The organism is Variovorax frigidus (assembly GCF_051216515.1).
Lineage (GTDB): Bacteria > Pseudomonadota > Gammaproteobacteria > Burkholderiales > Burkholderiaceae_C > Variovorax.
The window spans coordinates 44,055-66,420 of the sequence record NZ_JBPJZF010000003.1 but is presented as its reverse complement, the minus strand read 5'-3'; the positions used below and the strand labels follow the sequence as shown (position 1 = coordinate 66,420).

Below are 22,366 nucleotides of genomic sequence, written 5' to 3'. Positions count from 1 at the left end.
CCCCATGACCGACCCCTCTCGCGCGCGCGACGTGCTGCGCCAATTCATCGACACGCACTTCGAAGCCCAGGTCCAAACCCTGGCGCGGCTGGTGCAATGCCCCTCTGACAACCCGCCCGGCGACTGCGCGCCGCATGCCGAACTCACGGCCCGCCTGCTCGAGGACATGGACCTGGTGGTCGAGCGCCACGCCGTGCCGCCCGCCTTCGCGCAGCAGCACGGCATGCGCAGCGTGACCAACCTGATCGTGCGCGAGCGCTTCGGCGACGGCCCGGTGATCGCGCTCAACGCGCATGGCGACGTGGTGCCGCCGGGCTCCGGCTGGAGCCGCTCGCCCTACAGTGGCGAGGTACGCGACGGCTGGCTGTACGGGCGCGGCGCCGCGGTCTCGAAGTCGGACTTCACCACCTATGCCTTCGCGCTGCGTGCCTTGAAGGAACTGCGCGCCAGCGGCATGCCGCTGGCCGGCACGGTCGAACTGCACCTGACCTACGACGAGGAAACCGGCGGCATGACCGGCCCCGGCTGGATTCTTTCGCAGGGCCTGAGCCGTCCCGACTATGTGATCTCGGCCGCCTTCTCGCACCACGTGGTCGTGGCGCACAACGGCTGCCTGCACCTCGAGGTGACGCTGCGCGGCACCTCCGCGCACGCGGCGTGGCCCGACACCGGCGCCGATGCCATCGAAGCCGCCGCGACATTGCTGCCCGCGCTGTACCGCTACCGCAACCAGTTGGTGCACCGGCCATCGCAGACCCCCGGCATCACGCATCCGACGATGGTCGTCGGCCTGGTCGAGGGCGGCATCAACACCAACGTGGTGGCCGACAGGCTGAGCTTGCGCATCGACCGCCGCATCGTGCCGGAAGAAGTGCCCGAGGCCGTCGAGGCCGAACTGCGCCAGGTCATCGAGGACGCCTGCGCCGCGCTGCCGGGCATCGCGGTCGAGATCCGGCAGATCCTGCTGGCCCGCCCCTTCGCGCCCGCCGCCGGCGCGGCCGAATTCGCCGAGCTCATGTGCCGCGAGGCCAGCGCGGTCATGGGCAAGCCGGTGACGCCGATCGGCGTGCCGCTCTACACCGATGCGCGGCTCTACAGCGAAGCCGGCATCCCGACCGTGATGTACGGCGCCGGCCCCGAATCGCTGCTCGAAGCCAACGGCCACCGTGCCGACGAACGCGTGCCGCTCGACGAACTGCGCAAGGCGACCGTGGTCGTCGCCAACACGCTCCTGCAACTCCTGGCGCCGCCAGCAAAGGAAACCCCGTGATCGAAATCAACCAGGTGAGCAAGTGGTACGGCGCCTTCCAGGTGCTGACCGATTGCACGACGCAGGTCCGCAAGGGCGAGGTCGTCGTGGTCTGCGGCCCCTCGGGTTCGGGCAAGTCCACGCTGATCAAGTGCGTGAACGCGCTCGAGCCCTTCCAGCAAGGCAGCATCACGGTCGATGGTGTCTCGGTGGGCGACCCCAAGATCGACATCAACCGACTGCGCTCGCGCGTGGGCATGGTGTTCCAGCACTTCGAGCTCTTTCCTCATCTCTCGATCGAGCAGAACCTGTCGATCGCGCAGGTCAAGGTGCTCAAGCGCTCGTCGAGCGAGGCGCGCACGCGTTCCATGGCGCTGCTCGAACGCGTCGGCATGCAGGCCCATTCGCACAAGTTTCCTTCGCAGCTCTCGGGCGGCCAGCAGCAGCGCGTGGCGATCGCGCGCGCGCTGGCGATGGACCCGATCGCGATGCTGTTCGACGAACCCACGTCCGCGCTCGATCCCGAGATGGTGAATGAAGTGCTCGACGTGATGGTGCAGCTGGCACGCGAAGGCATGACCATGATGTGCGTCACGCACGAGATGGGCTTCGCGCGCAAGGTGGCGCACCGCGTGATCTTCATGGACCGCGGCAGCATCGTCGAGGATTGCCCCAAGGAAGAGTTCTTCGGCAATCCGTCCGCGCGCTCCGACCGCGCACAGCAGTTCCTCTCGAAGATCCTGCAGCACTGAGCGAGGCCCGTGCGCTAACCCTCGAGGCCGTGCCGCTGGTGCCACTCTGCCAGCGACTCGGAGGGAAAGCGCGCGAAGTGCTTGTGGCCCCGCCCCTTGGGAACATCCTCCCAGCCGACGGCGAAGTCCAGCGCCGCCTCCACCACCTCGGGCGGCCTGGGCAGCGGCGTGTCGATGGCCGAGGCCTGCGGATGGATCAGCTCGGGCCAGCGCGGGTCCCACAGCCACAGCGCGCTGCCGCACTTGAGGCAGAAGCGGCGCTGGGCCTTCGAGCGGGTGGCGCGCTTGCCCTCCTCCCGCATCACGGCGTGGTAGGTGCCCAGGTGCTTCTCGCCCTGGACCTTCAGGGTGCGGGCGTCACCGCCCAGGTTGATGGCGTAGCCACCGCCGCCGGCCGTCTTGCGGCAGATCGAACAATGGCAGTGCAGAAACGGAACGGGGCTGTCGGCTTCGAGCGAGAAACGAACAGCGCGGCAATGGCAGGAGCCTTCGAGGTGCATAGGTCTTTGCAAACGTATCGGAGAGATCCGTTGTCGCACCACTCTATACCTGTGGGTCATCGGCCCGCACATGAAGAGCGAGCGGACAGTCGGGCCGCGCAGGACACTGGCAGGACAGCCGAGCCAAAAAAAGGGTTAGCAGATACTTACCTGCTAACCCTTATCGATACTGGCGGAGCGGACGGGACTCGAACCCGCGACCCCCGGCGTGACAGGCCGGTATTCTAACCAACTGAACTACCACTCCTGGTAGACAACGTTCGCTCCTTGCGGAGCCGAGTGCTGACGACTCGTAGACCTGCTTCACTTGCGTGAAATTGGCGACCCTACGGGGATTCGAACCCCGGTAGCCACCGTGAAAGGGTGGTGTCCTAGGCCTCTAGACGATAGGGTCGAAAAACCTGGGGAACCGCGCTGCGATCAGCGCTTGTCCTTTGCTCTTGCGAGACTTGTTCGGCACAAAAAAATACCCACTTTCGTGGGTACTTTCGAGGCGAACCTCGTGAACCTTGGCGGAGCGGACGGGACTCGAACCCGCGACCCCCGGCGTGACAGGCCGGTATTCTAACCAACTGAACTACCACTCCTGGTAGACAACGTTCACTCCTTGCGGAGCCGAGTGCTGACGACTCGTTGCCTGCTTCACTTGCGTGAAACTGGCGACCCTACGGGGATTCGAACCCCGGTAGCCACCGTGAAAGGGTGGTGTCCTAGGCCTCTAGACGATAGGGTCAAAACCTTAGGAACCGTGCTGAGATCAGCACTTTTCTTCTTCAAAACTCTCGACACTTTAATGGTGGAGGTAAACGGGATCGAACCGATGACCTCTTGCATGCCATGCAAGCGCTCTCCCAGCTGAGCTATACCCCCGTGTGGGTGTCGAGCCTCGAATTATAGCCCGAAAAATCAGGCCCTTTTCAGACGTTCGATAACTTTTTCGCGGGAAAAAATTTCGATCACCGAATCGAGGGACGGTGTCTGCGATGTTCCCATCACAAGCACTCGTACTGGCATCGCCAACACCGGCATCTTCAATGCATGTGCGGCGAGAACTTCCTTGATCATAGCTGCGATCGAGGCCCGATCCCAGGCGACTGTCATCAATTTTTCAACGAGTGTGGCGATCGCCGGCTTCACCGCATCGGTGAGATGTTGCGCGCGATCGGCCTCGCTCACTTCGATGTCGGCATAGAAGGCCGCCGCCCAGCCGGCGAGGGCCACGGTGGTCTCGCAACGGTCCTTGAACAGCGTGCAGATCGCACCCAGCCGTTCATCGGCCACGATGCCGCGCTTCTGCAGCTGCGCCGCCACCAGCGGCGCGAGTTCGTCGCCGGTCCTGGCCTTGATGTACTGGGCGTTGACCCAGGCGAGCTTGGCCGCATCCCACTGCGCGGGGCTCTTGGACAGGTGCGAGCCGTCGAACCAGCTCACCATCTGCTCGCGCGTGAACAGTTCGTCGTCGCCGTGGCTCCAGCCCAGGCGCGCGAGGTAATTCAGCATCGCTTCGGGCAGGTAGCCGTTCTCTTCATACGCCGTGACGCTCACCGCGCCGCGCCGCTTCGACAGCTTCTGGCCGTCGTCGCCCAGGATCACCGGCACATGGCCGAAGGCCGGCAGCGCGGCGCCCAGCGCGCGGAAGATGTTGATCTGCCATGGCGTGTTGTTGATGTGCTCGTCGCCGCGGAACACGTGCGTGATCGCCATGTCCCAGTCGTCGACCACCACCGCGAAGTTGTAGGTCGGCACACCGTCGGGCCGCAGGATGATCAGGTCGTCGATCTCGCGGTTGTTGATGGTGATCTCGCCCTTGACCAGGTCGTTCCAGCTCACGTCGCCTTCGGGCGGGTTGCAGAAGCGCACCACCGGCGGCACGCCTTCGGGCACGGGCGGCAGCACCTTGCCGGGCTCGGGGCGCCAGCGGCGGTCGTACAGCGTCTTTTCGTTGCGCGCGCGCTGCGCCTCACGCATCTCGTCGAGTTCGGCCGGCGAGCAATAGCAGTGGTAGGCCTTGCCCTCTGCGATCAGCTTCGCGACAACTTCGCGGTAGCGCTCGAGGCGCTGCATCTGGTAGATCGGGCCTTCGTCGTAGTCGAGGCCCAGCCAGTGCATGGACGCGAGGATCTGGTCGGTCGAGTCCTGCGTGGAACGGGCCACGTCGGTGTCCTCGATGCGCAGCACGAACTCGCCGCCGTGGTGGCGCGCATAGGCCCACGAATAGAGCGCGGTGCGGGCCGTGCCCAGGTGAAGGAAGCCGGTGGGCGACGGTGCGATGCGGGTTCTAACTTTGCCGGTCATGTGGTTCTCAGGAATTCAGGGTGCTCAGGCCGCAAAGACCTCGGGAGAGGTCGGCCGTGATGTCGTCGATGTACTCGAGGCCGACCGCGAGGCGGATCAGCCCCTGGCCGATGCCCGCGGCCTGGCGCTGCGCCTCGGTGAGGCGGCCATGCGAGGTCGTGCCGGGGTGCGTGATGATGGACTTGGTGTCGCCGAGGTTGGTGGCGATGCTCAGCACGCGCGTGCTGTTGATCACGTGGAAGGCATTGGCGCGCGCGGTCTCGGGGTTGTCGCCGACCACGTCGAAGGACACCACCGCCCCGCCCTGCCCCGATTGCTGGCGCATCGCGAGTTCGTGCTGCCCGTGCGAGGCGAGGCCGGGGTAGTAGACGCGTGCGATGCCGGGCTGCTGCTCGAGCCACTGCGCCACGGCCAGCGCATTGGCGCACTGCGCCTGCATGCGGATGCCCAGCGTCTCCATGCCCTTGAGCACCACCCATGCGTTGAACGGCGACAGCGCCATGCCGGCGGTGCGGACCACCGGGCCGAACACGTCGACGATGAGCTTCGACGGACCGCAGATCGCACCCGCCATCACGCGGCCCTGGCCGTCGAGGTACTTGGTGCCCGAATGGATCACGAGGTCGGCACCCAGTTCGGCGGGGCGCTGCAGGATCGGCGTGCAGAAGCAGTTGTCGACCGCGAGCAGCGCACCCGCGCCATGCGCCAGGTCGGCCAGCGCGCGGATGTCGCAGACCTCGGTCAGCGGGTTGGTCGGCGTCTCGGCGAACAGCAGCCTGGTGTGGGGCTTGAGCGCCGCGCGCCACTCGGCCACGTCGGTCTGCGAGACGAAGGTGGTCTCCACGCCGAACTTGGCGAACTCCTTGCCGAACAGGTTCAGCGTGGAGCCGAACACCGAGCGCGAGCAGATCACATGGTCGCCGGCCTTGAGCAGGCCCATGCACATCATGAGGATCGCGCCCATGCCGGTCGAGGCGCCGATCGCTGCCTCGGTGCCCTCGAGCGCCGCCAGGCGCTGCTCGAAGCTGGCCACCGTGGGGTTCGAGGTGCGCGAGTAGGTGAAGCCGTCCTCGGTGCCGGCGAAGCGGCGCATCGCCGTTTCTGCGTCGGGCTGCACGAAGCCGCTGGTCAGGAACAGCGCTTCGGAATGCTCGCCATGCTGGCTCGGCGCCAGTCCGGTGCGCAGCGCGAGCGTGTCGCGGTGCAGGCCTTCGGGCAGGGTGCGGTCGGTCACGGGGGGCCTCTTGTTCAGCTCGGATTGGGCAGGGACAGGCGCGACGAGTCTTCCTCGGTTTCCTCGATGCGCGGGCGGTTGCCGTTCATGCGGTTGATGGCATCGATGTCGATGTCGCCCGTCACGTACACGCCATCGAAGCACGAGGCATCGAAGCCCGCGAGCTTGGGGTTGAGCGAACCGATGGCGCGCTTCATGGCGTCGACGTCCTGGTAGATCAGCGCATCGCAGCCGATCAGCTCGCGGATCTGCTCGACGGTGCGGTCGTGCGCCACGAGCTCGTCCTTGGTCGGCATGTCGATGCCGTAGACGTTGGGGTAGCGCACCGGCGGCGCCGCGCTCGCGAGGTAGACCTTGCGGGCGCCGGCATCGCGCGCCATCTGCACGATCTCGCGGCTGGTGGTGCCGCGCACGATCGAATCGTCGACCAGCAGCACGTTGCGGCCCTTGAACTCGCTCGCGATCACGTTGAGCTTCTGGCGCACCGACTTCTTGCGCACGCCCTGCCCCGGCATGATGAAGGTGCGGCCCACGTAGCGGTTCTTCACGAAGCCTTCGCGGTACGGCACGCCCAGCAGGTGCGCGAGTTGCGTCGCGCTCGGGCGGCTCGACTCGGGGATCGGGATGATCACGTCGATCTCGTTGGGCGGCACGGTCGAGACCACGCGCTTGGCCAGCGTTTCGCCGAGGTTCAGGCGCGCCTGGTAGACCGAGATGCCGTCGAGCACCGAGTCGGGACGCGCGAGGTAGACGAATTCGAAGATGCAGGGATTCAGGCTCGGCGACTCGGCGCACTGCATCGAATGCACCTTGCCCGCGAGGTCGATGAACACCGCTTCGCCGGGTTCGATGTTGCGCTCGAACACATGGCCCGAGCCCTCGAGCGCCACCGATTCGCTGGCCACCATCACGGTGCCGTCGGCCGGGTTGCGGCCCATGCACAGCGGGCGGATGCCGTAGGGATCGCGGAACGCCAGCAGGCCGTGGCCGGCGATCAGCGACACCACGGCATAGGAGCCGCGCAGGCGCTTGTGCATGCTCTTGACCGCCTCGAAGATCTCGGGCGGGTTCAGCGGCACGCCGCGCGAGGAGCGCTCGAGTTCGTGCGCCAGCACGTTGAGCAGCACTTCGGAATCGCTCTCGGTGTTGGTATGGCGGTGGTCGGTCGAGAACAGCTCGGCACGCAGCGCGTGGGCGTTGGTCAGGTTGCCGTTGTGCACCAGCACGATGCCGAAGGGCGCGTTCACGTAGAAGGGCTGGGCCTCTTCCTCGCTGTAGGCGTTGCCCGCGGTCGGGTAGCGCACCTGGCCCAGGCCGACGTCGCCCGGCAGCGCGCGCATGTTGCGGGTGCGGAACACGTCGCGCACCATGCCTTTGGCCTTCTGCATGAAGAACTTGCGTTCCAGCAGCGTGACGATGCCGGCCGCATCCTGGCCGCGATGCTGCAACAGCAGCAGCGCGTCATAGAGCAGCTGATTGACGGGCGCGTTGCTGACAACGCCGACGATTCCACACATGGGGTCTTTCCTTCTCAGGGCAGGTAACTGGCCAACTTCTCTGGCAGTGCAGGCTTCAATCCCTGCAACGCCGCATCCAGGACGACTGCGCTGTGCGATTCGCGCCACCAGGCGCTGTCGCTCAACGTCAGCAAATGAACAACCACCGCCATCGCCAGCAGCGCCACCGCGCCGCGGGCCAGTCCGAAGGCCGCGCCGAGCAGGCGGTCGACCGGGCGCAGCCCCACGGCGGCGATCAGCTTGCGCGTCAGCGAGGCCACCAGGCCCACACCGAAAGCCACGCCGACGAACAGCAGCACGAAGGCCAGCGCATAGCGCCAGGAAGCCTCCGGGTCGCCGCTGATGGGCAGCCATGCGGCCACATCCGCCGCAAACCATTGCGCGCAGAAGAAGGCGACCACCCAGCCGGCCAGCGAAATCACTTCGAACACCAGCCCGCGCACCAGGCCGAACATCAACGACACCGCGAGCAGCGCGACGGCGATCCAGTCGAGCAGGGCCACGTCGGCGCGCAGTGACTACAAGCTGAGGACGGACGCGGGCAAGGACAAGCCCTTGACGCGACCCGCCGCGCGCTCCGCCTCGGCGCGCGAGGCGAAGGGACCGACCCGCACACGCGTGCGTTCGCCGTCGGCCGTCTTCGCGACGTTGGTGTAGGTCTTGAGCCCCGCCTTCTCCAGCTTCTGGCGCACTTCGCGCGCCTTGTCGGCCTCGGCGAAGGCACCGACCTGCACGACGAAGCGTCCGGCGTCGTTGGTGGTGGCGGCGGCGGGCTTGACCGCCGCCGCGGCGGCAGCGGCCGGCGGCTTGCCGTCGAGCAGCGCGCGGGCACGCGCGCCGTCGTCGGCCGGCGGCTTGGCGGGCGCGGCCGGCTTGGCTTCGGGCTTGGCCTCGTGGCGGACCTCGGGTTTGGGTTCGGGCTTCGGCTTGGCCTCGGGCTTGGGCTCCGGCCGGGTCTCGGCCGGCGGTGCCGCCGCCACCGGCCGCTCGGCCGGCAGCTCGCGGCCATCGGCCGTCTCGGTGATGACGCCGCCGGACGAGGGGCTGTTGCTGGCCACGCGGGTGCGGTTGTCGGGGGCTGGAGCCGCCGGGGCAGGTGCGGGCGACTGGGCGACGGGGGCCGCGGGCGCGACCGGTGCCGGCAGCGGCGCGACCTTGTTGCGGTCGGGGATCTCGATCGGGATGTCGACGGCCACCGGACGCGGCTGGGTATCGAACAGCAGCGGGAAGCCGATCACGCCGACCAGCACCAGCACCGCGGCGCCCAGCAGCCGATGGCGGGCGCGGCGCCGCATGGCGTCCACGCTTTCGGCCGGAGCCGCCGCCACGCTGGCGTTGCGCCCTTCATTGGTGGGTTGGCCACGCGAGCGGAACTTGAAAAACGCCATGAGTTCGATCCCTGATGAGAGCTGCGCGGTGTGGTTGCGAAGGGCCCGGACACCCGCCGATCAGGCGCCTGAGAGCAGGTGTTTGGCCTGCAGGCGGGGCGTCCCGTGCGCGAGCACGCCACCCACCGTGAAGAACGATCCGAAGACCACGATTCTATCAGTGGGGCTTGCGGCATCGATGGCCGCCTGCAGCGCCGCCATGGGTCCCGCGTGCACGCTGCCGCTCGCGTCCTTGCGCGTGTTCTGGGCCTGCCACCGGGCCAGCAGGTCGGCCGCGGACGCCGCGCGCGGCGTGGGCAGGTCGGTGAAGTACCAGCGGTCGATCAGCGGCCCGATGCGCGCGAGCATCGGCGCCAGGTCCTTGTCGGCCATCACACCGAAGACGGCATGGGTTGTCGGGAAGAAACCCATCGCGTCGAGGTTCTCGGCCAGCGCGGCCACGGCGTGCGCGTTGTGGGCCACGTCGAGCACCAGCGTGGGTTCGCCCGGCACGATCTGGAAACGCCCGGGCAGCTCGACCATCGCCAGGCCGGTGCGCACCGCCTGGGCGGTGATCGGCAGCCGCTGGCGCAGCGCTTCGAGCGCGGCCAGCACGCCGGCCGCGTTGAGCAATTGGTTGGCACCGCGCAGCGCCGGATAGGCCAGGCCGCTATATCGGCGGCCGCGGCCGCTCCAGCCCCACTGCTGCTTGTCGCCCGACACATTGAAGTCTTGCCCGAAGCGCCACAGGTCGGCACCGATTTCGCGCGCATGGTCGATCACGCTCTGCGGCGGCATCGGGTCGCTCACGATGGCCGGCCGGCCGGTGCGCAGGATGCCGGCCTTCTCGAAGCCGATGCTCTCGCGGTCGGGGCCGAGGTATTCCATGTGGTCGAGGTCGATGCTGGTGATCACCGCGCAGTCGGCATCGATGATGTTGACCGCATCGAGCCGCCCGCCCAGGCCGACCTCGAGAATCGCCACGTCCGACTTGCTGGCGGCCATGCAGCGCAGGATCGCCAGCGTGGTCAGCTCGAAGTAGGTCAGCGGGATCTCGGCGCGCGTCTGTTCCACGGCCTCGAAATGCGGCACGAGTTCGGCGCCGTCGATGGCCTCGCCGTTGAGGCGCAGCCGTTCCTCGAAGCGCACCAGGTGCGGCGAGGTGAAGACGGCGGTGCGGTAGCCGGCATTGCGCAGGATCGATTCCAGCATCGCGCAGGTCGAACCCTTGCCGTTGGTGCCGGCCACGGTGATCACGGGGCAGTCGAAGGCCAGGCCCAGTCGCTGGGCCACGGCGCGTATGCGGTCCAACCCGAGTTCGATGGTCTTGGGGTGCTGTTGCTCGGCGTGGGCGAGCCAGTCGGCTAGGGTTTTCATGGAGGCCGGGATTGTCGCCGACCTGCCGCATGGGCATGATCCCGCCATGACAACAACCCTCTACGGCATCCCGAACTGCGACACCGTCAAGCGCGCCCGCGCCTGGCTCGACACCCACGGCGTGGGCTATCGCTTCCACGACTTCAAAAAAGAAGGCGTGCCCGAAGCCGAACTCGACCGATGGCTGCAGGCGCCCGGCTGGGAGGCGCTGGTCAACCGCCGCGGCACCACCTGGCGCAAGCTGGACGACGCCACCCGGGACGCGGTGGTCGACGCGGCCTCGGCGCGTACGGTGCTGCTGGCGAACCCGAGCCTGATCAAGCGGCCCGTGGTGCGCTGGGCGGGCCGGCCCGATGTCACAACCGGTTTCGATGCCGACGGCTGGGCCTCACTGGCCGAGACGGACAATTGAACCCGGCCGCGCCGATTGCATCCAACCCGGCCGAACAGGGGCCATCCGCTCCCTAGTTGAAGGAGATTCCATGCGCAACAAACTGTTTTCTCCCGCTTCCGCGACCGTGCTCGGCCTGTCGCTGGCGGCTGTCCTGGCCAGTGGGGGTGCGTGGGCGCAGACTTCCCTGTCCTCCCAACCCTCGCAGCAGGTCCAGGCCCGGGTGATCTCCGCCACCCAGGTCACCGACGCGCAGGGGCGCCCCGGGTATGAAGTGGCCTACGAATACGAAGGTCGCCGTTACACCACCCACAGCGACTACCACCCGGGCGCCACGATCCCCATCGAAGTCAATGCCTACGGCGTGGCCGCATTGCCGACGTCGCCGCAGTCGCCCGTCGAGTACGCGTCGCCGGCCCGGACCCGCTCGCCATGGGAGAGCGTCGTCCCCGAGCGGGGCGTGGTCGTCTCGGGCGGCGGCGCGCCCCCCGCGCCCGTGTACTACGCACCGCCCGTCGTCTATTCGGCACCGGTCTACGCACCGGCGCCGGTCTATGTGCAACCGGCGTATGGGTACGGTTATGGCTACGCGCCCTACGCCTATCCGCCGATCGGCCTGTCGCTGAACCTCGGCTATTCGCGCGGCTGGGGCGGCGGGCGCGGTCGCTGGCGCTGAGCGCGGACAGGGGCCGGTCCGGGCAGACGGGCCGCAAGCCCTAAAATCGCTGGCTTTCCACCGGGACAGAGGCCGTTCGCAGATTGCGGGCGGTGCCTCGCCCCTTTTCCAGCCGAGCGGGCCCGCGCCCTGACCTTCACATGACCATCAACGAATCCCTCAGCTGCACTGCGGTCGCGACCAAGGCCAACGTCTACTTCGACGGCAAGTGCGTGAGCCACAACCTCACGCTGGCCGACGGCACGAAGAAGTCGGTCGGCGTGATCCTTCCCGCCACGCTCACCTTCAACACCGGCGCGCCCGAGATCATGGAAGGCACGTCCGGTCGCTGCGAGTACCTGTTGTCGGGCAGCAGCGAGTGGGTCGCATCGGGCGCGGGCGAGAAGTTCAGCGTGCCGGGCAACTCCAGCTTCCAGATCCGCGTGAGCGGCGAGCCCTACAGCTACATCTGCCATTTTGGGTAGACCCCCAGGCTTCGCGCACTTCGTGTCGCTTCTCCCACCCCCTTGAAGGGGGCGATACCAGTGGCCCGGCGAAGCCGGTTCCACGGTATCCCCGGCACCGAGACGCGCCGTGCCACGCATGTCATGACCCCTTGAACCGCGCCACCACCCACAGAACATCCATCATGTCGACCATCCTGCAAAACGTTCCCGCCGGCCAGAAGGTCGGCATCGCCTTCTCCGGCGGCCTCGACACCAGTGCCGCGCTGCACTGGATGCGCAACAAGGGTGCGATCCCCTATGCGTACACCGCCAACCTCGGCCAGCCCGACGAGCCGGACTACGAAGAGATCCCGCGCAAGGCGATGCAGTACGGCGCCGAACTGGCCCGTCTGATCGACTGCCGCAGCCAGCTGGCTGCCGAAGGCCTCGCCGCGCTGCAGGCCGGCGCCTTCCACGTGACCACCGCGGGCGTGACCTACTTCAACACCACGCCGCTGGGCCGCGCGGTCACCGGCACCATGCTGGTGTCGGCCATGAAGGAAGACGACGTCCACATCTGGGGCGACGGCAGCACCTACAAGGGCAACGACATCGAGCGCTTCTACCGCTACGGCCTGCTCACCAACCCGGCACTGAAGATCTACAAGCCCTGGCTCGACCAGCTGTTCATCGACGAGCTGGGCGGCCGCGCCGAGATGTCGGCGTTCATGACGGCCGCAGGCTTCGGCTACAAGATGTCGGCCGAGAAGGCCTACTCGACCGACTCCAACATGCTGGGCGCCACGCACGAGGCCAAGGACCTCGAGCACCTGGACAGCGGCATGAAGATCGTGAACCCGATCATGGGCGTCGCGTTCTGGAAGGACGAAGTCGAGGTCAAGCGTGAAGAAGTCACCGTGCGCTTCGAGGAAGGCCGCCCGGTCGCCCTCAACGGCCGCGAGTACCCCGACCTGGTCGAGCTGATCCTCGAGGCCAACCGCATCGGCGGCCGCCACGGCCTGGGCATGAGCGACCAGATCGAGAACCGGATCATCGAAGCCAAGAGCCGCGGCATCTACGAAGCCCCGGGCCTGGCGCTGCTGTTCATCGCCTACGAGCGCCTGGTCACCGGTATCCACAACGAAGACACCATCGAGCAGTACCGCGACAGTGGTCGCAAGCTCGGCCGCCTGCTCTACCAGGGCCGCTGGTTCGACCCGCAGGCCATCATGCTGCGCGAAGCCGCGCAACGCTGGGTGGCGCGCGCCATCACCGGCGAAGTGACGGTCGAGCTGCGCCGCGGCAACGACTACTCGATCCTCAACACCGTGTCGTCCAACCTCACCTACAAGCCCGAGCGGCTGAGCATGGAAAAGGTCGAAGGCGCGTTCTCGCCGGCCGACCGCATCGGCCAGTTGACGATGCGCAATCTGGACATCATCGACACGCGCGACAAGCTGGGCATCTACACCAAGACCGGCCTGCTCGCGCAGGGCAGCGGCGCCTCGCTGCCGAAGCTGACGAACGACGGCGACGCCAAGTAATTGTTTGCAGCCCCAAAGAAAGAAACCACCGCGAGGTGGTTTTTTCATGGGGGTTCGCTCAATCGAGAAAGCGCTGCGCGTGGTCGGCCGGCGGCATCAGGCAGGTCTCGCTGCGGCCGAACCAGCGGTAGCGGTGGCGCGCCAGCACGCGGTAGAGCGCGTCGCGCAGCGGCGCCGGCACCAGCCAGGCGGCCCAGGCCAGCCGCCACGGCCAACCCAGCGCATGCAGCACGTGCAGGATGGCCGCGGTCTGCTGCCAGATGCGCTCGCCGTCGACCAGCAGCAGCGTCTGCAGGCCGTCGACCTGCAGGCCCGCACGCGCCAGCAGCGCCTGGCCGTTCGCGCCCTGAATCGAGGCGAAGCGCAGCACGCCACGCCGGTCGTGGCGCAGCAGAAAGCGCACCCAGCCGTCGCACAGCAGGCATTGCGCATCGAACACGACGACCATGCGAGCGCCCTGGCTCGCGTCAGCTGGTGCTGTGGCCCTGGCCGCCTTCAATCGCCGCCTCCGCCACCCCCGCAGCCGCCGCCCCCGCAGCCCGAGCCGCTGTCGCTGCTGCCACTGTCGCTGGCACCGCCGCCAGCGCTGGAACCGCCGTCGCTGCTGCCGCTGCTGCTCGATTCGCTGCCGCCGAAACCACCGGCGTCGCCCGAGGCCGAACCCGAGTCGCCGAAGTCGGAGCCGCAATGGGCGCCGGAGGACGACGCCCTGTCGATGGCGCTGCAGTCGGGCACATAGCTGAAACCGCCTGCGACCGCGAACTTGGCGTCGAGCGCGAACAGGAGCGGCAGCCGGCTCGGCTGGCGCGGATCGATGCTCTCTTCCTTGCAGGCCCAGTACCAGCTTCGGCGCAGGCCGTCGTTGCGCTGGGCGCTGCGGCCCAGCACCTCGGCCGGCGTGTGGTGCAGCATGCCGCCGAAGGCGTAACGGCACCATTGCGCATAGGCCTCGGTGTGGAGGATGAACTCGTGCCAGGCCGCGTCGACCACTTTCGAGGGCATGGCGACGAACTTGCGGTCGCTGCGCAGGTGCGCCATGAAGAATTGGCGCAAGCCCCGCAGCACCAGTTCGGCATCGCGCTGCTGCAGTTGCGGGTAGGCCGCGCGGAGCTTGCCGACGAGAAAAGGAGGCAGCCGCGCCTCGCGCACGAACTGCCGGCGGGCGCTCGCCTGCCAGGCCTTGAAGGCGGCGTTGAGCAGCGCGCAGACCGCCAGGCCTGCCACCAGCACACCGACGCTCTGCGTGGCCGCCCCGGCCACGATGGCCCCATACCAGACCAGCCGGCGCGCCCACTGCAGCGCTGTGATGCGCTTGCGGAAAGTGAGTGACGAGAGCGCCGTCACGCCGTCAGACGACGACCGGCTCGGGCTCGAGCCGGATGCCGAAGCGCTCGTACACGCTGGTCTGGATCGCCTTGGCCAGGGTCATGACCTCGCCGCCGGTCACCGGGTCCTCGCGGCCGCCGCGGTTCACCAGCACCAGCGCCTGCCGCTCGTACACGCCGGCGTTGCCGATCGACTTGCCCTTCCAGCCGCAGGCGTCGATGAGCCAGCCGGCCGCGAGCTTGATGCTGCCGTCGTCCATCGGGTAGTGCACGATCTTCGGGTCGCGCGCGATGATGTCGGCGCACTGCTCGGGCGTCACGGTCGGGTTCTTGAAGAAGCTGCCGGCATTGCCCAGCACGCGCCAGTCGGGCAGCTTGGCCCGGCGAACCGCGCAGACCCAGTCGAAGACGTCCTTGGCATCGGGCGTGAAGTTGCCCGTCTCTTCCATCTTGCGTTCAAGGTCGAGGTAGCCGACCACCGCCTTCCAGGGCTTGGGCAGCCGGAAGCGCACGCGCGTGATCAGCGCACGCCCGGCCAGGCCGAAGTCGTTGCCGCCGCTGGCCGCGTGCTTGAACACCGAGTCGCGGTAGCCGAAGGCGCACTGGGCCGCGTCGAGCGTGAAGGCGCGGCCGGTTTCGAGGTCGATCGCATCGAGCGATTCGAAGCGGTCTTGCAGCTCGATGCCGTAGGCGCCGATGTTCTGCACCGGCGCACCGCCCACGGTGCCGGGGATCATCGCGAGGTTCTCGAGGCCGGGGAAGCCGTTCTCCACCGTCCACTGCACCATGTCGTGCCAGACCTCGCCCGCGCCAGCCTCGACGATCCAGGCGCGCTCGCCCTCCTCGACCAGGCGCAGCCCGCGGATCTCGACCTTGAGCACCAGCGGCTTGACGTCGCCGGTCAGCACGATGTTGCTGCCGCCGCCGAGCACGAATTTGGGCGCGTCGCGCCATTGCGCATCGGCGAGCAGGGCGGCCACATCCGCCTCACTGGCGATGCGGACCAGATGCTGCGCACGCGCGACGATGCCGAAGCTGTTGTACGGCTGCAGCGGGACGTTGGACTCCACGATCATGGGAGAATTGTCGCATTCACGTTGAGCCATCCGAGGAGCCTGCATGCCGTCATTCGACACCGTCTGCGAACCGAACCTGCCCGAAGTCAAGAATGCCGTCGAAAACACGGCCAAGGAGATCGGCACGCGCTTCGATTTCAAGGGAACGGCCGCCGCCGTCGAACTGAAGGACAAGGAGATCACGATGATCGGCGACGCCGAGTTCCAGCTGGTCCAGGTCGAGGACATCCTGCGCGCCAAGCTGACCAAGCGCAGCGTCGACGTGCGCTTCCTGGACAAGGGCGACGTGCAGAAGGTCGGCGGCGACAAGGTCAAGCAGGTCATCAAGGTCAAGAGCGGCATCGAGACCGAGACCTCCAAGAAGATCCAGCGCCTGATCAAGGACAGCAAGCTCAAGGTGCAGGCCGCGATCCAGGGCGATGCAGTGCGCGTGACCGGCGCGAAGCGCGACGACCTGCAGGCCGCGATGGCGCTGATCAAGAAGGACGTGCCGGACATGCCGCTCACCTTCAACAACTTCCGCGACTGAACATGCGCGCCCCCCGGCTGGGCATCATGGCCGTGCTCGCCCTGTGCGTAGGCTGGGCCGCGGCGCAGTCGAACTCGGTCATGCTGACCGGCACCATCGGCAACCGCGCGATCCTGGTGGTCAACGGCAGTGCGCCGAAGACGGTCGCGGTCGGCGAGAAGTTCCAGAACGTGCGCCTGGTCTCGCTGCAGGACGGCCAGGCGGTGGTCGAGTCGGCCGGGCAGCGCCTGACGCTGCGCATGGACACGCCGGTGAGCGTGGGCGCAGGCGGCGGCAGCACAGGCAACGGCTCGCGCATCGTGCTCAACGCCGACAGCCGCGGCCATTTCATGACGGCGGGCACGATCAACGGGCGCAGCGTGAGCTTCATGCTCGACACCGGCGCCACCACGGTGGCGATGTCGTCCGCCGATGCGGTGCGCATCGGCCTGGATTTCCAGAAGGGCACGCCCGTGCAGATCAACACCGCCAACGGCGTCGTGCAGGGCTACCGGATGCGGCTGGATTCGGTGCGGGTCGGCGACGTCGAAGTGCGCGACATCGACGCCATCGTCTCGCAGCAGGCCATGCCCTGGGTGCTGCTGGGCAACAGCTTCATCGGCCGCTTCTCGATGCGGCGCGACGCCGAGCAGATGGTGCTCGAGCGCCGGTATTGAGCGCTCAGCGCTGCGCCGCGGTCACCACCACTTCGATCTTGTAGCCCTTGTTCGCCAGCGGCGCCTGCACCGTGGCACGCGGCGGCGTGTGGCCGGCCGGCACCCAGGCGTCCCACACCTCGTTCATCGCACCGATCTCGCCGATGTCGGTCAGGAAGATCTGCGTCATCAGGATGCAGGTCTTGTCGCTGCCGGCCTCGGCCAGCAGGCGGTCGATCATGCCCAGCACCTGTGCGGTCTGGCCGCGGATGTCCTGCGTGGTGTCGTCGGGCACCTGGCCCGCGAGGTACACGGTGCCGTTGTGCACCGCCATTTCGCTCAGTCGTGCACCGACGTGGAAGCGTTGAAGTTCAGCCATGGAGATTCATTCCTTTTGAGTTTTGGCGCCGAGCCGGGACTCGGTGCCGGCCGCCAGGCGGCGGATGTTTTCGCGATGCCGCCACACCAGGAGCAGGCTGATGGCGATCAGCACCAGCAGCACCGTGCGATCGAGCGGCCAGACGATGCCGCCGCCGATCAGGTAGAAGGCCGGGGCGAAGAAGGCCGCCACCAGCGAGGCGAGCGAAGAGTAGCGGAAGAAGAAGGCGATGATGAGCCAGGTCAGGCCGGTCGACAGGCCGAGCAGCCAGTCGATGCCCAGCAGCGCGCCGGCCGCGGTCGCCACACCCTTGCCGCCCTTGAAGCCGAAGAAGACCGGATAGAGATGGCCCAGGAACGCGGCCAGGCCGGCCAGCGCCGCGGTGCCCAGGCCCATGTCGAAGTCGGGCCCGAACCAGCGGATCAGCGCCACCGGCAGCCAGCTCTTGAGCGCATCCAGCACCAGCGTGGCCAGCGCCGCCGCCTTGTTGCCCGAGCGCAGCACGTTGGTGGCGCCGGGGTTGCCGCTGCCATAGCTGCGCGGGTCGGCCATGCCGAGCGCGCGGCTCACGATCACGGCGAAGGACAGCGAGCCCAGCAGGTACGAAAGGACGATCGCGATGAACGAGGGCAGATGAAAGCTCAAGGGTTGTCTCCGGGTCGGCGCTTCGGAGGAAGCGCCCGGGCGTGGGGCGGCCTATTCTGCCAGCGCGCAGTCCACCGGCCTGGCGTCGAGCAGCGTTACGCACACCTGCGGATGGATCCCGATCAGGTAGCCGCGCCGGCCGCCGTTGATGGCGATGCGCGGCAACGCGAGGATGGTCGATTCGATGTACACCGGCATCGCCCTCTTGGTGCCGAAGGGCGAGGTGCCGCCCACCATGTAGCCGCTGTTGCGCTGGGCCACCTCGGGCTTGCAGGGCTCGACCGACTTGGCGCCGATCTGGCGCGCCAGGTTCTTGGTCGACACGGTGCGGTTGCCGTGCATCAGCACGATCAGCGGCTTCGCGTCCTGGTCCTGCATCACCAGCGTCTTGACCACGGTGAAGGGGTCGAAGCCCAGCACCTCGGCGCTGTGCTGGGCGCCGCCGTGCGCGAGGTATTCGTAGGGGTGCTCGGTGAACGCGACCTTGTTCGCGCGCAGCCATTGCGTCGCAGGTGTCTCGCTCACATGCGGTTTCTTCGCCATGCTCAGATGGCCGGGTCGCGGATCTCCCAGCGGATCCTGTCGATCTCCGCCAGCACCTCGGCCGACAGCGTCGTGCCGTAGGCATCGAGGTCCTCGTCGAGCTGCGCGACCGAGGTCACGCCGATGATGGTGCTCGCCACCTGCCACTTGGTGTAGCAGAAGGCCAGCGCCATCTGCGCGGGCGTGAGGCCGTGGTCGCGCGCCAGCGCGTTGTAGCGGCGCGCCGCGGCCAGCGACTCGGGCCGGCCCCAGCGCTGCTTGCGCACCGATTCGTACTTCGCGATGCGCGCACCGCTCGGCGCGTCCGGACCCTCGACGCCGCCACGGTCGTACTTTCCCGTGAGCAGGCCGAAGCCCAGCGGCGAGTAAGGCAGGAAGGACACGTCGAGCCGATGCAGGGACTCGTCGAGGCCGTTCTCCAGCGCGCGGCTCAGCAGGTTGTAGACGTTCTGCACCGTGACGATGCGCGGCAGGCCGTGCTTCTCGGCCAGGCGGACGAACTCGTGCACGCCGTAGGGCGTCTCGTTCGACACCCCGATCTCGCGCACCTTGCCCGCCTTCACCAGCCCCTGCATCGCCTCGAGCTGCTCCAGGATGGGCGTGGCCGAAGTCTCCTTCGCCGGGTCGTAGTAGACGTTGCCGAAGGCCGGCACATGGCGCTCGGGCCAATGGATCTGGTAGAGGTCGATCACGTCGGTCTGCAGGCGTTTCAGGCTCGCGTCGCACGAGGCCACGATGTCGGCCGCCGTCATGCCCTTGCCTTCGCGCACCCAGTCCATGCCGCGCGAGGGGCCGGCGACCTTGGTGGCCAGCACGGTCTTCTGCCGCGCGCCGGGCCGGGCGGCGAACCAGTTGCCGATGATGGTTTCGGTGGCGCCGTAGGTCTCGCGCCGTGCCGGCACGGCGTACATCTCGGCGGTGTCGATGAAGTCGACGCCGCGCGCCAGCGCGTGGTCGAGGATGGTGTGGGCGGTGGGCTCGTCGACCTGCTCGCCGAAGGTCATGGTGCCGAGGCAAATGGGCGCGACGCGCAGGTCGCTGCGACCCAGCCGAACTTTTTCAAAGGTGGTTTTCTGCATGCGTGGAATGCTACCGCCCCGCCTGCATCTCCGCCTTCACTCCGACAGGAAGCGCACCTGCGCGGGGTCGATGCCCAGCCGCACCGCGGTTCCGGGCTGCAACACCGGCTCGCCGGCATAGTGCACCTCGTCGGCCACCAGCGACACCCGGCCCACGCGCATCTTGTAGCGCGACACCTCGCCCAGGAACTCGGTGCTCTCGACCATGCCGTCCAGCCAGAGCCGGGCCGCGTCGCCGGGCGTGCCGGCCGCGCGGATGTGCACCTGGTGCGGACGGAAGGCGATCGCGGTCGCGCCGTCGGGCGGCAGCGCATCGGCGGCCTGCGGCAGGCGCAGCTCGCCCACGCCCTCGGCATGGAAGCACAGCGCCCCGCCCTCGCGCCCCGTCACGCGGCCCTCGAGCAGGTTGGCGGTGCCGACGAAGCCGGCCACGAAGCGGTTGACCGGAAAGTCGAACAGGCCGGTGGCCGGCCCGACCTGCTGCAGCACGCCCTTGTCGAGCACGGCCATGCGGTCGGCCGTGGTCATGGCCTCTTCCTGGTCGTGGGTCACGAAGATGGTGGTCAGGCCCAGCGTGCGCTGCAGGTGCTTGAGCTCGTCGCGCATCTGCACGCGCAGGTTCTTGTCGAGGTTCGACAGCGGCTCGTCGAGCAGCAGCAGCTTGGGCTCGATCACGATGGTGCGCGCCAGCGCCACGCGCTGCTGTTGGCCGCCCGAGAGCTGCCCCGGCCGGCGCTTGGCATAGTCGGCCAGGCCGACCAGTTCGAGCGCCGCGCCGACCTTGCGCTTGATCGCATCGCGCGACTCGCGCCGCTCGACCAGCCCGAAAGCCACGTTGTCCCACACCGTCATGTGCGGCCACAGCGCGTAGCTCTGGAACACCATGCCGATGTTGCGCGCGTGCGGCGGGATGTGCGTGATGTCCTGCCCGTCGACCAGCAGCTCGCCGCGCTGGTGCTGGTTGAAGCCCGCGATCAGCCGCAGCAGCGTCGACTTGCCCGAGCCCGAGGGCCCGAGCAGCGCGAAGAACTCGCCGGGCTCGATCTTCAGGTTGATGTCGCGCAGCACTTCGGTCGTGCCGTAGCTCAGGCTGATGTGGCGCGCCTCGAGGGAGACCTTGTTCATGATGTCGATGCTCTTTCAGGCGTTCGCGTGCGTTCGGCGAATCGGTGCGAAGCCCAGGTGCCGAGGCCGACGACCACCACCGCCAGCACCCCCAGCGCGGCCCCGGGCCCGCGGCCCGAGGCGCTCTGCATGTAGAGGTAGATGCCGTAGCTCATCGGCGCCTGCGTCTCCGAGGAGGTGAGCAGCAGCGTGGCCGACAGCTCGACCGCTGCCGTGATGAAGCTGGTGACGAAGCCCGCCAGCATGCCGCCGACCATCAGCGGCACCATCACCCGGCGCACCGTGCGCCAGCGCGTCGCGCCCAGGCTCTGCGCGGCCTCCTCCAGCGAGATGTGCACCTGCTGCAGCGCCGCCATGCAGGAGCGCAGCGCATAGGGCAGGCGGCGCACCGCATAGGCCAGCATGATCAGCACCGAGCTCGTGACCACCGGCGAATCGGTGAAGGGCAGGTTCACGCCCCGGAACAGCCGCAGGTAGCCGATCGCCAGCACCAGGCCGGGAATCGCCAGCGCGGCCGAGGCCAGGTAGTCGAGCCAGCGCCTCGCGGGCAGCGTGGTGCGCAGGATCAGGTAGGCGATGGCGGTGCCGATCAGCACGTCGAGCCCGGCCGCCATCACGCAGTAGAGCAGCGTGTTGCCGATCATCTGGCGCGAGTTCTCGAACACGCTGGCGTAGTGCTCGAGCGTGTAGGCGTCGGGCAGCACCGAGAAGCTCCAGACCTTGGCGAAGGACATCAGCAGGATGCCCAGGTGCGGCGCCAGCACGATGCACAGCACCAGCGCGATCCAGCCGTAGGCCAGCACCGATTCCCAGCCGCCCAAGCGGCGCCGCTGCAGCGAGCCGCCGCCCTTCTGCAGCGTCGCATAGTCCTTGCCCTTCATCACGCGCGCGGCCATCCACAGCGCGAGGATCGAGAAGCCGATCATCAGCACGCTGGTCACGTAGCCCAGCGGGTCGTCGATGCCGACCGAGGTGATGCGCAGGTAGGCCTGCGGCGCCAGCATGTTGGTCACGCCCATCACCAGCGGCGTGCCGAGGTCGTCGAAGACCTTGACGAAGACCAGCGCCGCGCCGGCCAGGAAGCCGGGCATGGCGAGCGGAAAGATGATGCGGCGGAACAGCCGGAAGCCGCGCGCACCGAGGTTCATCGCCGACTCCTCCATCGCGCCGTCGATGTTGCGCATCGAGGCCACGAGGTTCAGCAGGATGAAGGGGAAGTAGTGGATGCTCTCGACGAAGGTCACCCCGACCAGGCCGTCCATGATCGGGATCTTGAAGCCGAGGTACTGGTCGAGCAGCAGGTTGACCGAGCCGTTGCGCCCGAAGATCAGCTGCAGCGCCACCGCCCCGACGAAGGGCGGCATGATCAGTGGCAGCACGCCCAGCGTCTGGATCAGCAGCGCGCCGCGGAACTCGAAGCGCACCGTGAGGTAGGCCAGCGGCACCGCGATCAGCGAAGCGAAGAACACGCTCGCGAGCGCCACCACCAGGCTGTTGAAGAAGGACTCGCGAAAGATGCTCTGGCCGAAGAAGTTCGCGAAGTGGCCGAGCGTGAAGCCGCCGCTCTCGTCGACGAAGGCGGTGAACACCACCAGCGCCACCGGGATCAGCAGGAAGGCCAGCAGGAACGCGAGCACCGCGCCCGCCAGCGTCCAGGCGCCCCAGCCCGCGCCGGCACGCCGCACCGTGGCGGGCGCCGCCGC

Annotated in this window: 24 protein-coding genes and 5 tRNA genes; 8 read left to right on the top strand and 21 right to left on the bottom strand. The window is 67.9% G+C overall.

Features of this window, described 5'->3' with window-relative positions; genetic code table 11:
- Positions 1-4 precede the first annotated feature (4 nt).
- Together ACSFBC_RS09680 and ACSFBC_RS09675 are read left to right on the top strand one after the other, a co-directional pair.
- Positions 5-1,270 (top strand): M20/M25/M40 family metallo-hydrolase, encoded by a 1,266-nt coding sequence (locus tag ACSFBC_RS09680; protein WP_435510112.1) that lies wholly within the window; start codon positions 5-7, stop codon positions 1,268-1,270.
- Positions 1,267-2,001, top strand: coding sequence for an amino acid ABC transporter ATP-binding protein (locus ACSFBC_RS09675; protein ID WP_435510111.1), 735 nt, complete (start codon positions 1,267-1,269; stop codon positions 1,999-2,001). The genes ACSFBC_RS09680 and ACSFBC_RS09675 overlap by 4 nt, the downstream gene beginning before the upstream one ends.
- A gap of 14 nt (positions 2,002-2,015) precedes the next feature.
- Here the strand turns inward: ACSFBC_RS09675 and ACSFBC_RS09670 are convergent, their stop codons facing one another.
- The 12 genes from ACSFBC_RS09670 to folC all read right to left on the bottom strand — a co-directional run bounded on the left by ACSFBC_RS09670 (position 2,016) and on the right by folC (position 10,291).
- The gene (locus tag ACSFBC_RS09670) at positions 2,016-2,501 is read right to left on the bottom strand and encodes a GFA family protein (protein WP_435510110.1); all 486 of its coding nucleotides are present in this window, start codon (positions 2,499-2,501) and stop codon (positions 2,016-2,018) included.
- Between the two features lie 170 nt (positions 2,502-2,671).
- Positions 2,672-2,748 (bottom strand) — tRNA-Asp (locus ACSFBC_RS09665).
- A gap of 71 nt (positions 2,749-2,819) precedes the next feature.
- Positions 2,820-2,895: transfer RNA gene (locus ACSFBC_RS09660), tRNA-Glu, on the bottom strand.
- A 116-nt stretch (positions 2,896-3,011) separates the two neighbouring features.
- Positions 3,012-3,088 (bottom strand) — tRNA-Asp (locus tag ACSFBC_RS09655).
- Between the two features lie 70 nt (positions 3,089-3,158).
- Positions 3,159-3,234: transfer RNA gene (locus ACSFBC_RS09650), tRNA-Glu, on the bottom strand.
- Positions 3,235-3,295: 61 nt separating this feature from the next.
- Positions 3,296-3,371 (bottom strand) — tRNA-Ala (locus ACSFBC_RS09645).
- Positions 3,372-3,407: 36 nt separating this feature from the next.
- Positions 3,408-4,796 (bottom strand): glutamate--tRNA ligase, encoded by a 1,389-nt coding sequence (gene gltX, locus ACSFBC_RS09640; RefSeq protein WP_435510109.1) that lies wholly within the window; start codon positions 4,794-4,796, stop codon positions 3,408-3,410.
- 7 nt (positions 4,797-4,803) lie between these two features.
- Positions 4,804-6,030, bottom strand: coding sequence for an O-succinylhomoserine sulfhydrylase (locus ACSFBC_RS09635; RefSeq protein ID WP_435510108.1), 1,227 nt, complete (start codon positions 6,028-6,030; stop codon positions 4,804-4,806).
- Positions 6,031-6,044: 14 nt separating this feature from the next.
- Positions 6,045-7,547 carry an amidophosphoribosyltransferase gene (purF, locus tag ACSFBC_RS09630; protein ID WP_435510107.1) on the bottom strand — a complete coding sequence of 501 codons (1,503 nt, stop codon included), beginning with the start codon at positions 7,545-7,547 and terminating at the stop codon, positions 6,045-6,047.
- A 14-nt stretch (positions 7,548-7,561) separates the two neighbouring features.
- Positions 7,562-8,050, bottom strand: a complete 489-nt coding sequence (locus ACSFBC_RS09625; RefSeq protein WP_435510106.1) for a CvpA family protein — start codon at positions 8,048-8,050, stop codon at positions 7,562-7,564.
- A gap of 15 nt (positions 8,051-8,065) precedes the next feature.
- Positions 8,066-8,935 carry an SPOR domain-containing protein gene (locus tag ACSFBC_RS09620; protein ID WP_435510105.1) on the bottom strand — a complete coding sequence of 290 codons (870 nt, stop codon included), beginning with the start codon at positions 8,933-8,935 and terminating at the stop codon, positions 8,066-8,068.
- 60 nt (positions 8,936-8,995) lie between these two features.
- Positions 8,996-10,291, bottom strand: coding sequence for a bifunctional tetrahydrofolate synthase/dihydrofolate synthase (gene folC / locus ACSFBC_RS09615; protein WP_435510104.1), 1,296 nt, complete (start codon positions 10,289-10,291; stop codon positions 8,996-8,998).
- Between the two features lie 46 nt (positions 10,292-10,337).
- Here folC and ACSFBC_RS09610 point away from each other — a divergent pair, with 46 nt between their 5' ends.
- The 4 genes from ACSFBC_RS09610 (at position 10,338) to argG (ending at position 13,327) form a co-directional block, all read left to right on the top strand.
- The gene (locus ACSFBC_RS09610; protein WP_435510103.1) at positions 10,338-10,703 is read left to right on the top strand and encodes an ArsC family reductase; all 366 of its coding nucleotides are present in this window, start codon (positions 10,338-10,340) and stop codon (positions 10,701-10,703) included.
- A gap of 70 nt (positions 10,704-10,773) precedes the next feature.
- The gene (locus ACSFBC_RS09605) at positions 10,774-11,358 is read left to right on the top strand and encodes a hypothetical protein (protein WP_435510102.1); all 585 of its coding nucleotides are present in this window, start codon (positions 10,774-10,776) and stop codon (positions 11,356-11,358) included.
- 140 nt (positions 11,359-11,498) lie between these two features.
- Positions 11,499-11,822 carry a pyrimidine/purine nucleoside phosphorylase gene (ppnP, locus tag ACSFBC_RS09600; RefSeq protein WP_435510101.1) on the top strand — a complete coding sequence of 108 codons (324 nt, stop codon included), beginning with the start codon at positions 11,499-11,501 and terminating at the stop codon, positions 11,820-11,822.
- A gap of 164 nt (positions 11,823-11,986) precedes the next feature.
- Positions 11,987-13,327 carry an argininosuccinate synthase gene (argG, locus tag ACSFBC_RS09595; RefSeq protein ID WP_435510100.1) on the top strand — a complete coding sequence of 447 codons (1,341 nt, stop codon included), beginning with the start codon at positions 11,987-11,989 and terminating at the stop codon, positions 13,325-13,327.
- Between the two features lie 58 nt (positions 13,328-13,385).
- On the opposite strand, the gene ACSFBC_RS09590 is transcribed toward argG, so the two are convergent.
- The 3 genes from ACSFBC_RS09590 to murB are packed head-to-tail and all read right to left on the bottom strand — an operon-like array spanning position 13,386 to position 15,728.
- Positions 13,386-13,775 carry a thiol-disulfide oxidoreductase DCC family protein gene (locus ACSFBC_RS09590; protein WP_435510099.1) on the bottom strand — a complete coding sequence of 130 codons (390 nt, stop codon included), beginning with the start codon at positions 13,773-13,775 and terminating at the stop codon, positions 13,386-13,388.
- Positions 13,776-13,822: 47 nt separating this feature from the next.
- Positions 13,823-14,671 (bottom strand): glycine-rich domain-containing protein, encoded by an 849-nt coding sequence (locus tag ACSFBC_RS09585; RefSeq protein WP_435510098.1) that lies wholly within the window; start codon positions 14,669-14,671, stop codon positions 13,823-13,825.
- Positions 14,672-14,675: 4 nt separating this feature from the next.
- Entirely contained in the window at positions 14,676-15,728 is a 1,053-nt protein-coding gene (murB, locus tag ACSFBC_RS09580; protein WP_435510097.1) for a UDP-N-acetylmuramate dehydrogenase, read from the bottom strand.
- A gap of 43 nt (positions 15,729-15,771) precedes the next feature.
- On the opposite strand from murB, the gene ACSFBC_RS09575 reads away from it, so the two are divergent.
- Both ACSFBC_RS09575 and ACSFBC_RS09570 read left to right on the top strand, forming a co-directional pair.
- A complete protein-coding gene (locus tag ACSFBC_RS09575; RefSeq protein ID WP_435510096.1) occupies positions 15,772-16,257 on the top strand; it encodes a YajQ family cyclic di-GMP-binding protein in 486 nt (161 codons plus the stop codon).
- A gap of 26 nt (positions 16,258-16,283) precedes the next feature.
- Entirely contained in the window at positions 16,284-16,913 is a 630-nt protein-coding gene (locus ACSFBC_RS09570; RefSeq protein WP_435510631.1) for a retropepsin-like aspartic protease family protein, read from the top strand.
- Positions 16,914-16,917: 4 nt separating this feature from the next.
- Here ACSFBC_RS09570 and ACSFBC_RS09565 read toward each other — a convergent pair whose 3' ends face one another.
- The 6 genes from ACSFBC_RS09565 to ACSFBC_RS09540 are packed head-to-tail and all read right to left on the bottom strand — an operon-like array spanning position 16,918 to position 22,348.
- Positions 16,918-17,271, bottom strand: a complete 354-nt coding sequence (locus ACSFBC_RS09565) for a RidA family protein (RefSeq protein ID WP_435510095.1) — start codon at positions 17,269-17,271, stop codon at positions 16,918-16,920.
- Between the two features lie 6 nt (positions 17,272-17,277).
- Positions 17,278-17,916: a glycerol-3-phosphate 1-O-acyltransferase PlsY gene (plsY, locus tag ACSFBC_RS09560; protein WP_435510094.1), complete on the bottom strand. Its 639-nt coding sequence runs from the start codon at positions 17,914-17,916 to the stop codon at positions 17,278-17,280.
- Positions 17,917-17,967: 51 nt separating this feature from the next.
- Positions 17,968-18,459: an aminoacyl-tRNA deacylase gene (locus ACSFBC_RS09555; RefSeq protein ID WP_435510093.1), complete on the bottom strand. Its 492-nt coding sequence runs from the start codon at positions 18,457-18,459 to the stop codon at positions 17,968-17,970.
- Between the two features lie 2 nt (positions 18,460-18,461).
- Positions 18,462-19,538 carry an aldo/keto reductase gene (locus ACSFBC_RS09550; RefSeq protein ID WP_435510092.1) on the bottom strand — a complete coding sequence of 359 codons (1,077 nt, stop codon included), beginning with the start codon at positions 19,536-19,538 and terminating at the stop codon, positions 18,462-18,464.
- A gap of 36 nt (positions 19,539-19,574) precedes the next feature.
- On the bottom strand, positions 19,575-20,663 hold the full coding sequence (locus ACSFBC_RS09545; protein WP_435510091.1) for an ABC transporter ATP-binding protein: 1,089 nt from the start codon (positions 20,661-20,663) through the stop codon (positions 19,575-19,577).
- Positions 20,660-22,348: an ABC transporter permease gene (locus tag ACSFBC_RS09540; protein WP_435510630.1), complete on the bottom strand. Its 1,689-nt coding sequence runs from the start codon at positions 22,346-22,348 to the stop codon at positions 20,660-20,662. The genes ACSFBC_RS09545 and ACSFBC_RS09540 overlap by 4 nt, the downstream gene beginning before the upstream one ends.
- Between the last annotated feature and the right edge of the window lie 18 nt (positions 22,349-22,366).

Coding starts and splice junctions, on each gene's coding strand:
- ACSFBC_RS09570 (WP_435510631.1), top strand. CDS start 16,284: ATGGCCGTGCTCGCCCTGTGCGTAGGCTGGGCCGCGGCGCAGTCGAAC.
- folC (WP_435510104.1), bottom strand. CDS start 10,291: ATGAAAACCCTAGCCGACTGGCTCGCCCACGCCGAGCAACAGCACCCC.
- ACSFBC_RS09620 (WP_435510105.1), bottom strand. CDS start 8,935: ATGGCGTTTTTCAAGTTCCGCTCGCGTGGCCAACCCACCAATGAAGGG.
- ACSFBC_RS09545 (WP_435510091.1), bottom strand. CDS start 20,663: ATGAACAAGGTCTCCCTCGAGGCGCGCCACATCAGCCTGAGCTACGGC.
- gltX (WP_435510109.1), bottom strand. CDS start 4,796: ATGACCGGCAAAGTTAGAACCCGCATCGCACCGTCGCCCACCGGCTTC.
- ppnP (WP_435510101.1), top strand. CDS start 11,499: ATGACCATCAACGAATCCCTCAGCTGCACTGCGGTCGCGACCAAGGCC.
- ACSFBC_RS09565 (WP_435510095.1), bottom strand. CDS start 17,271: ATGGCTGAACTTCAACGCTTCCACGTCGGTGCACGACTGAGCGAAATG.
- ACSFBC_RS09605 (WP_435510102.1), top strand. CDS start 10,774: ATGCGCAACAAACTGTTTTCTCCCGCTTCCGCGACCGTGCTCGGCCTG.
- ACSFBC_RS09670 (WP_435510110.1), bottom strand. CDS start 2,501: ATGCACCTCGAAGGCTCCTGCCATTGCCGCGCTGTTCGTTTCTCGCTC.
- ACSFBC_RS09590 (WP_435510099.1), bottom strand. CDS start 13,775: ATGGTCGTCGTGTTCGATGCGCAATGCCTGCTGTGCGACGGCTGGGTG.
- ACSFBC_RS09610 (WP_435510103.1), top strand. CDS start 10,338: ATGACAACAACCCTCTACGGCATCCCGAACTGCGACACCGTCAAGCGC.
- purF (WP_435510107.1), bottom strand. CDS start 7,547: ATGTGTGGAATCGTCGGCGTTGTCAGCAACGCGCCCGTCAATCAGCTG.
- ACSFBC_RS09550 (WP_435510092.1), bottom strand. CDS start 19,538: ATGCAGAAAACCACCTTTGAAAAAGTTCGGCTGGGTCGCAGCGACCTG.
- murB (WP_435510097.1), bottom strand. CDS start 15,728: ATGATCGTGGAGTCCAACGTCCCGCTGCAGCCGTACAACAGCTTCGGC.
- ACSFBC_RS09555 (WP_435510093.1), bottom strand. CDS start 18,459: ATGGCGAAGAAACCGCATGTGAGCGAGACACCTGCGACGCAATGGCTG.
- argG (WP_435510100.1), top strand. CDS start 11,987: ATGTCGACCATCCTGCAAAACGTTCCCGCCGGCCAGAAGGTCGGCATC.
- ACSFBC_RS09575 (WP_435510096.1), top strand. CDS start 15,772: ATGCCGTCATTCGACACCGTCTGCGAACCGAACCTGCCCGAAGTCAAG.
- ACSFBC_RS09680 (WP_435510112.1), top strand. CDS start 5: ATGACCGACCCCTCTCGCGCGCGCGACGTGCTGCGCCAATTCATCGAC.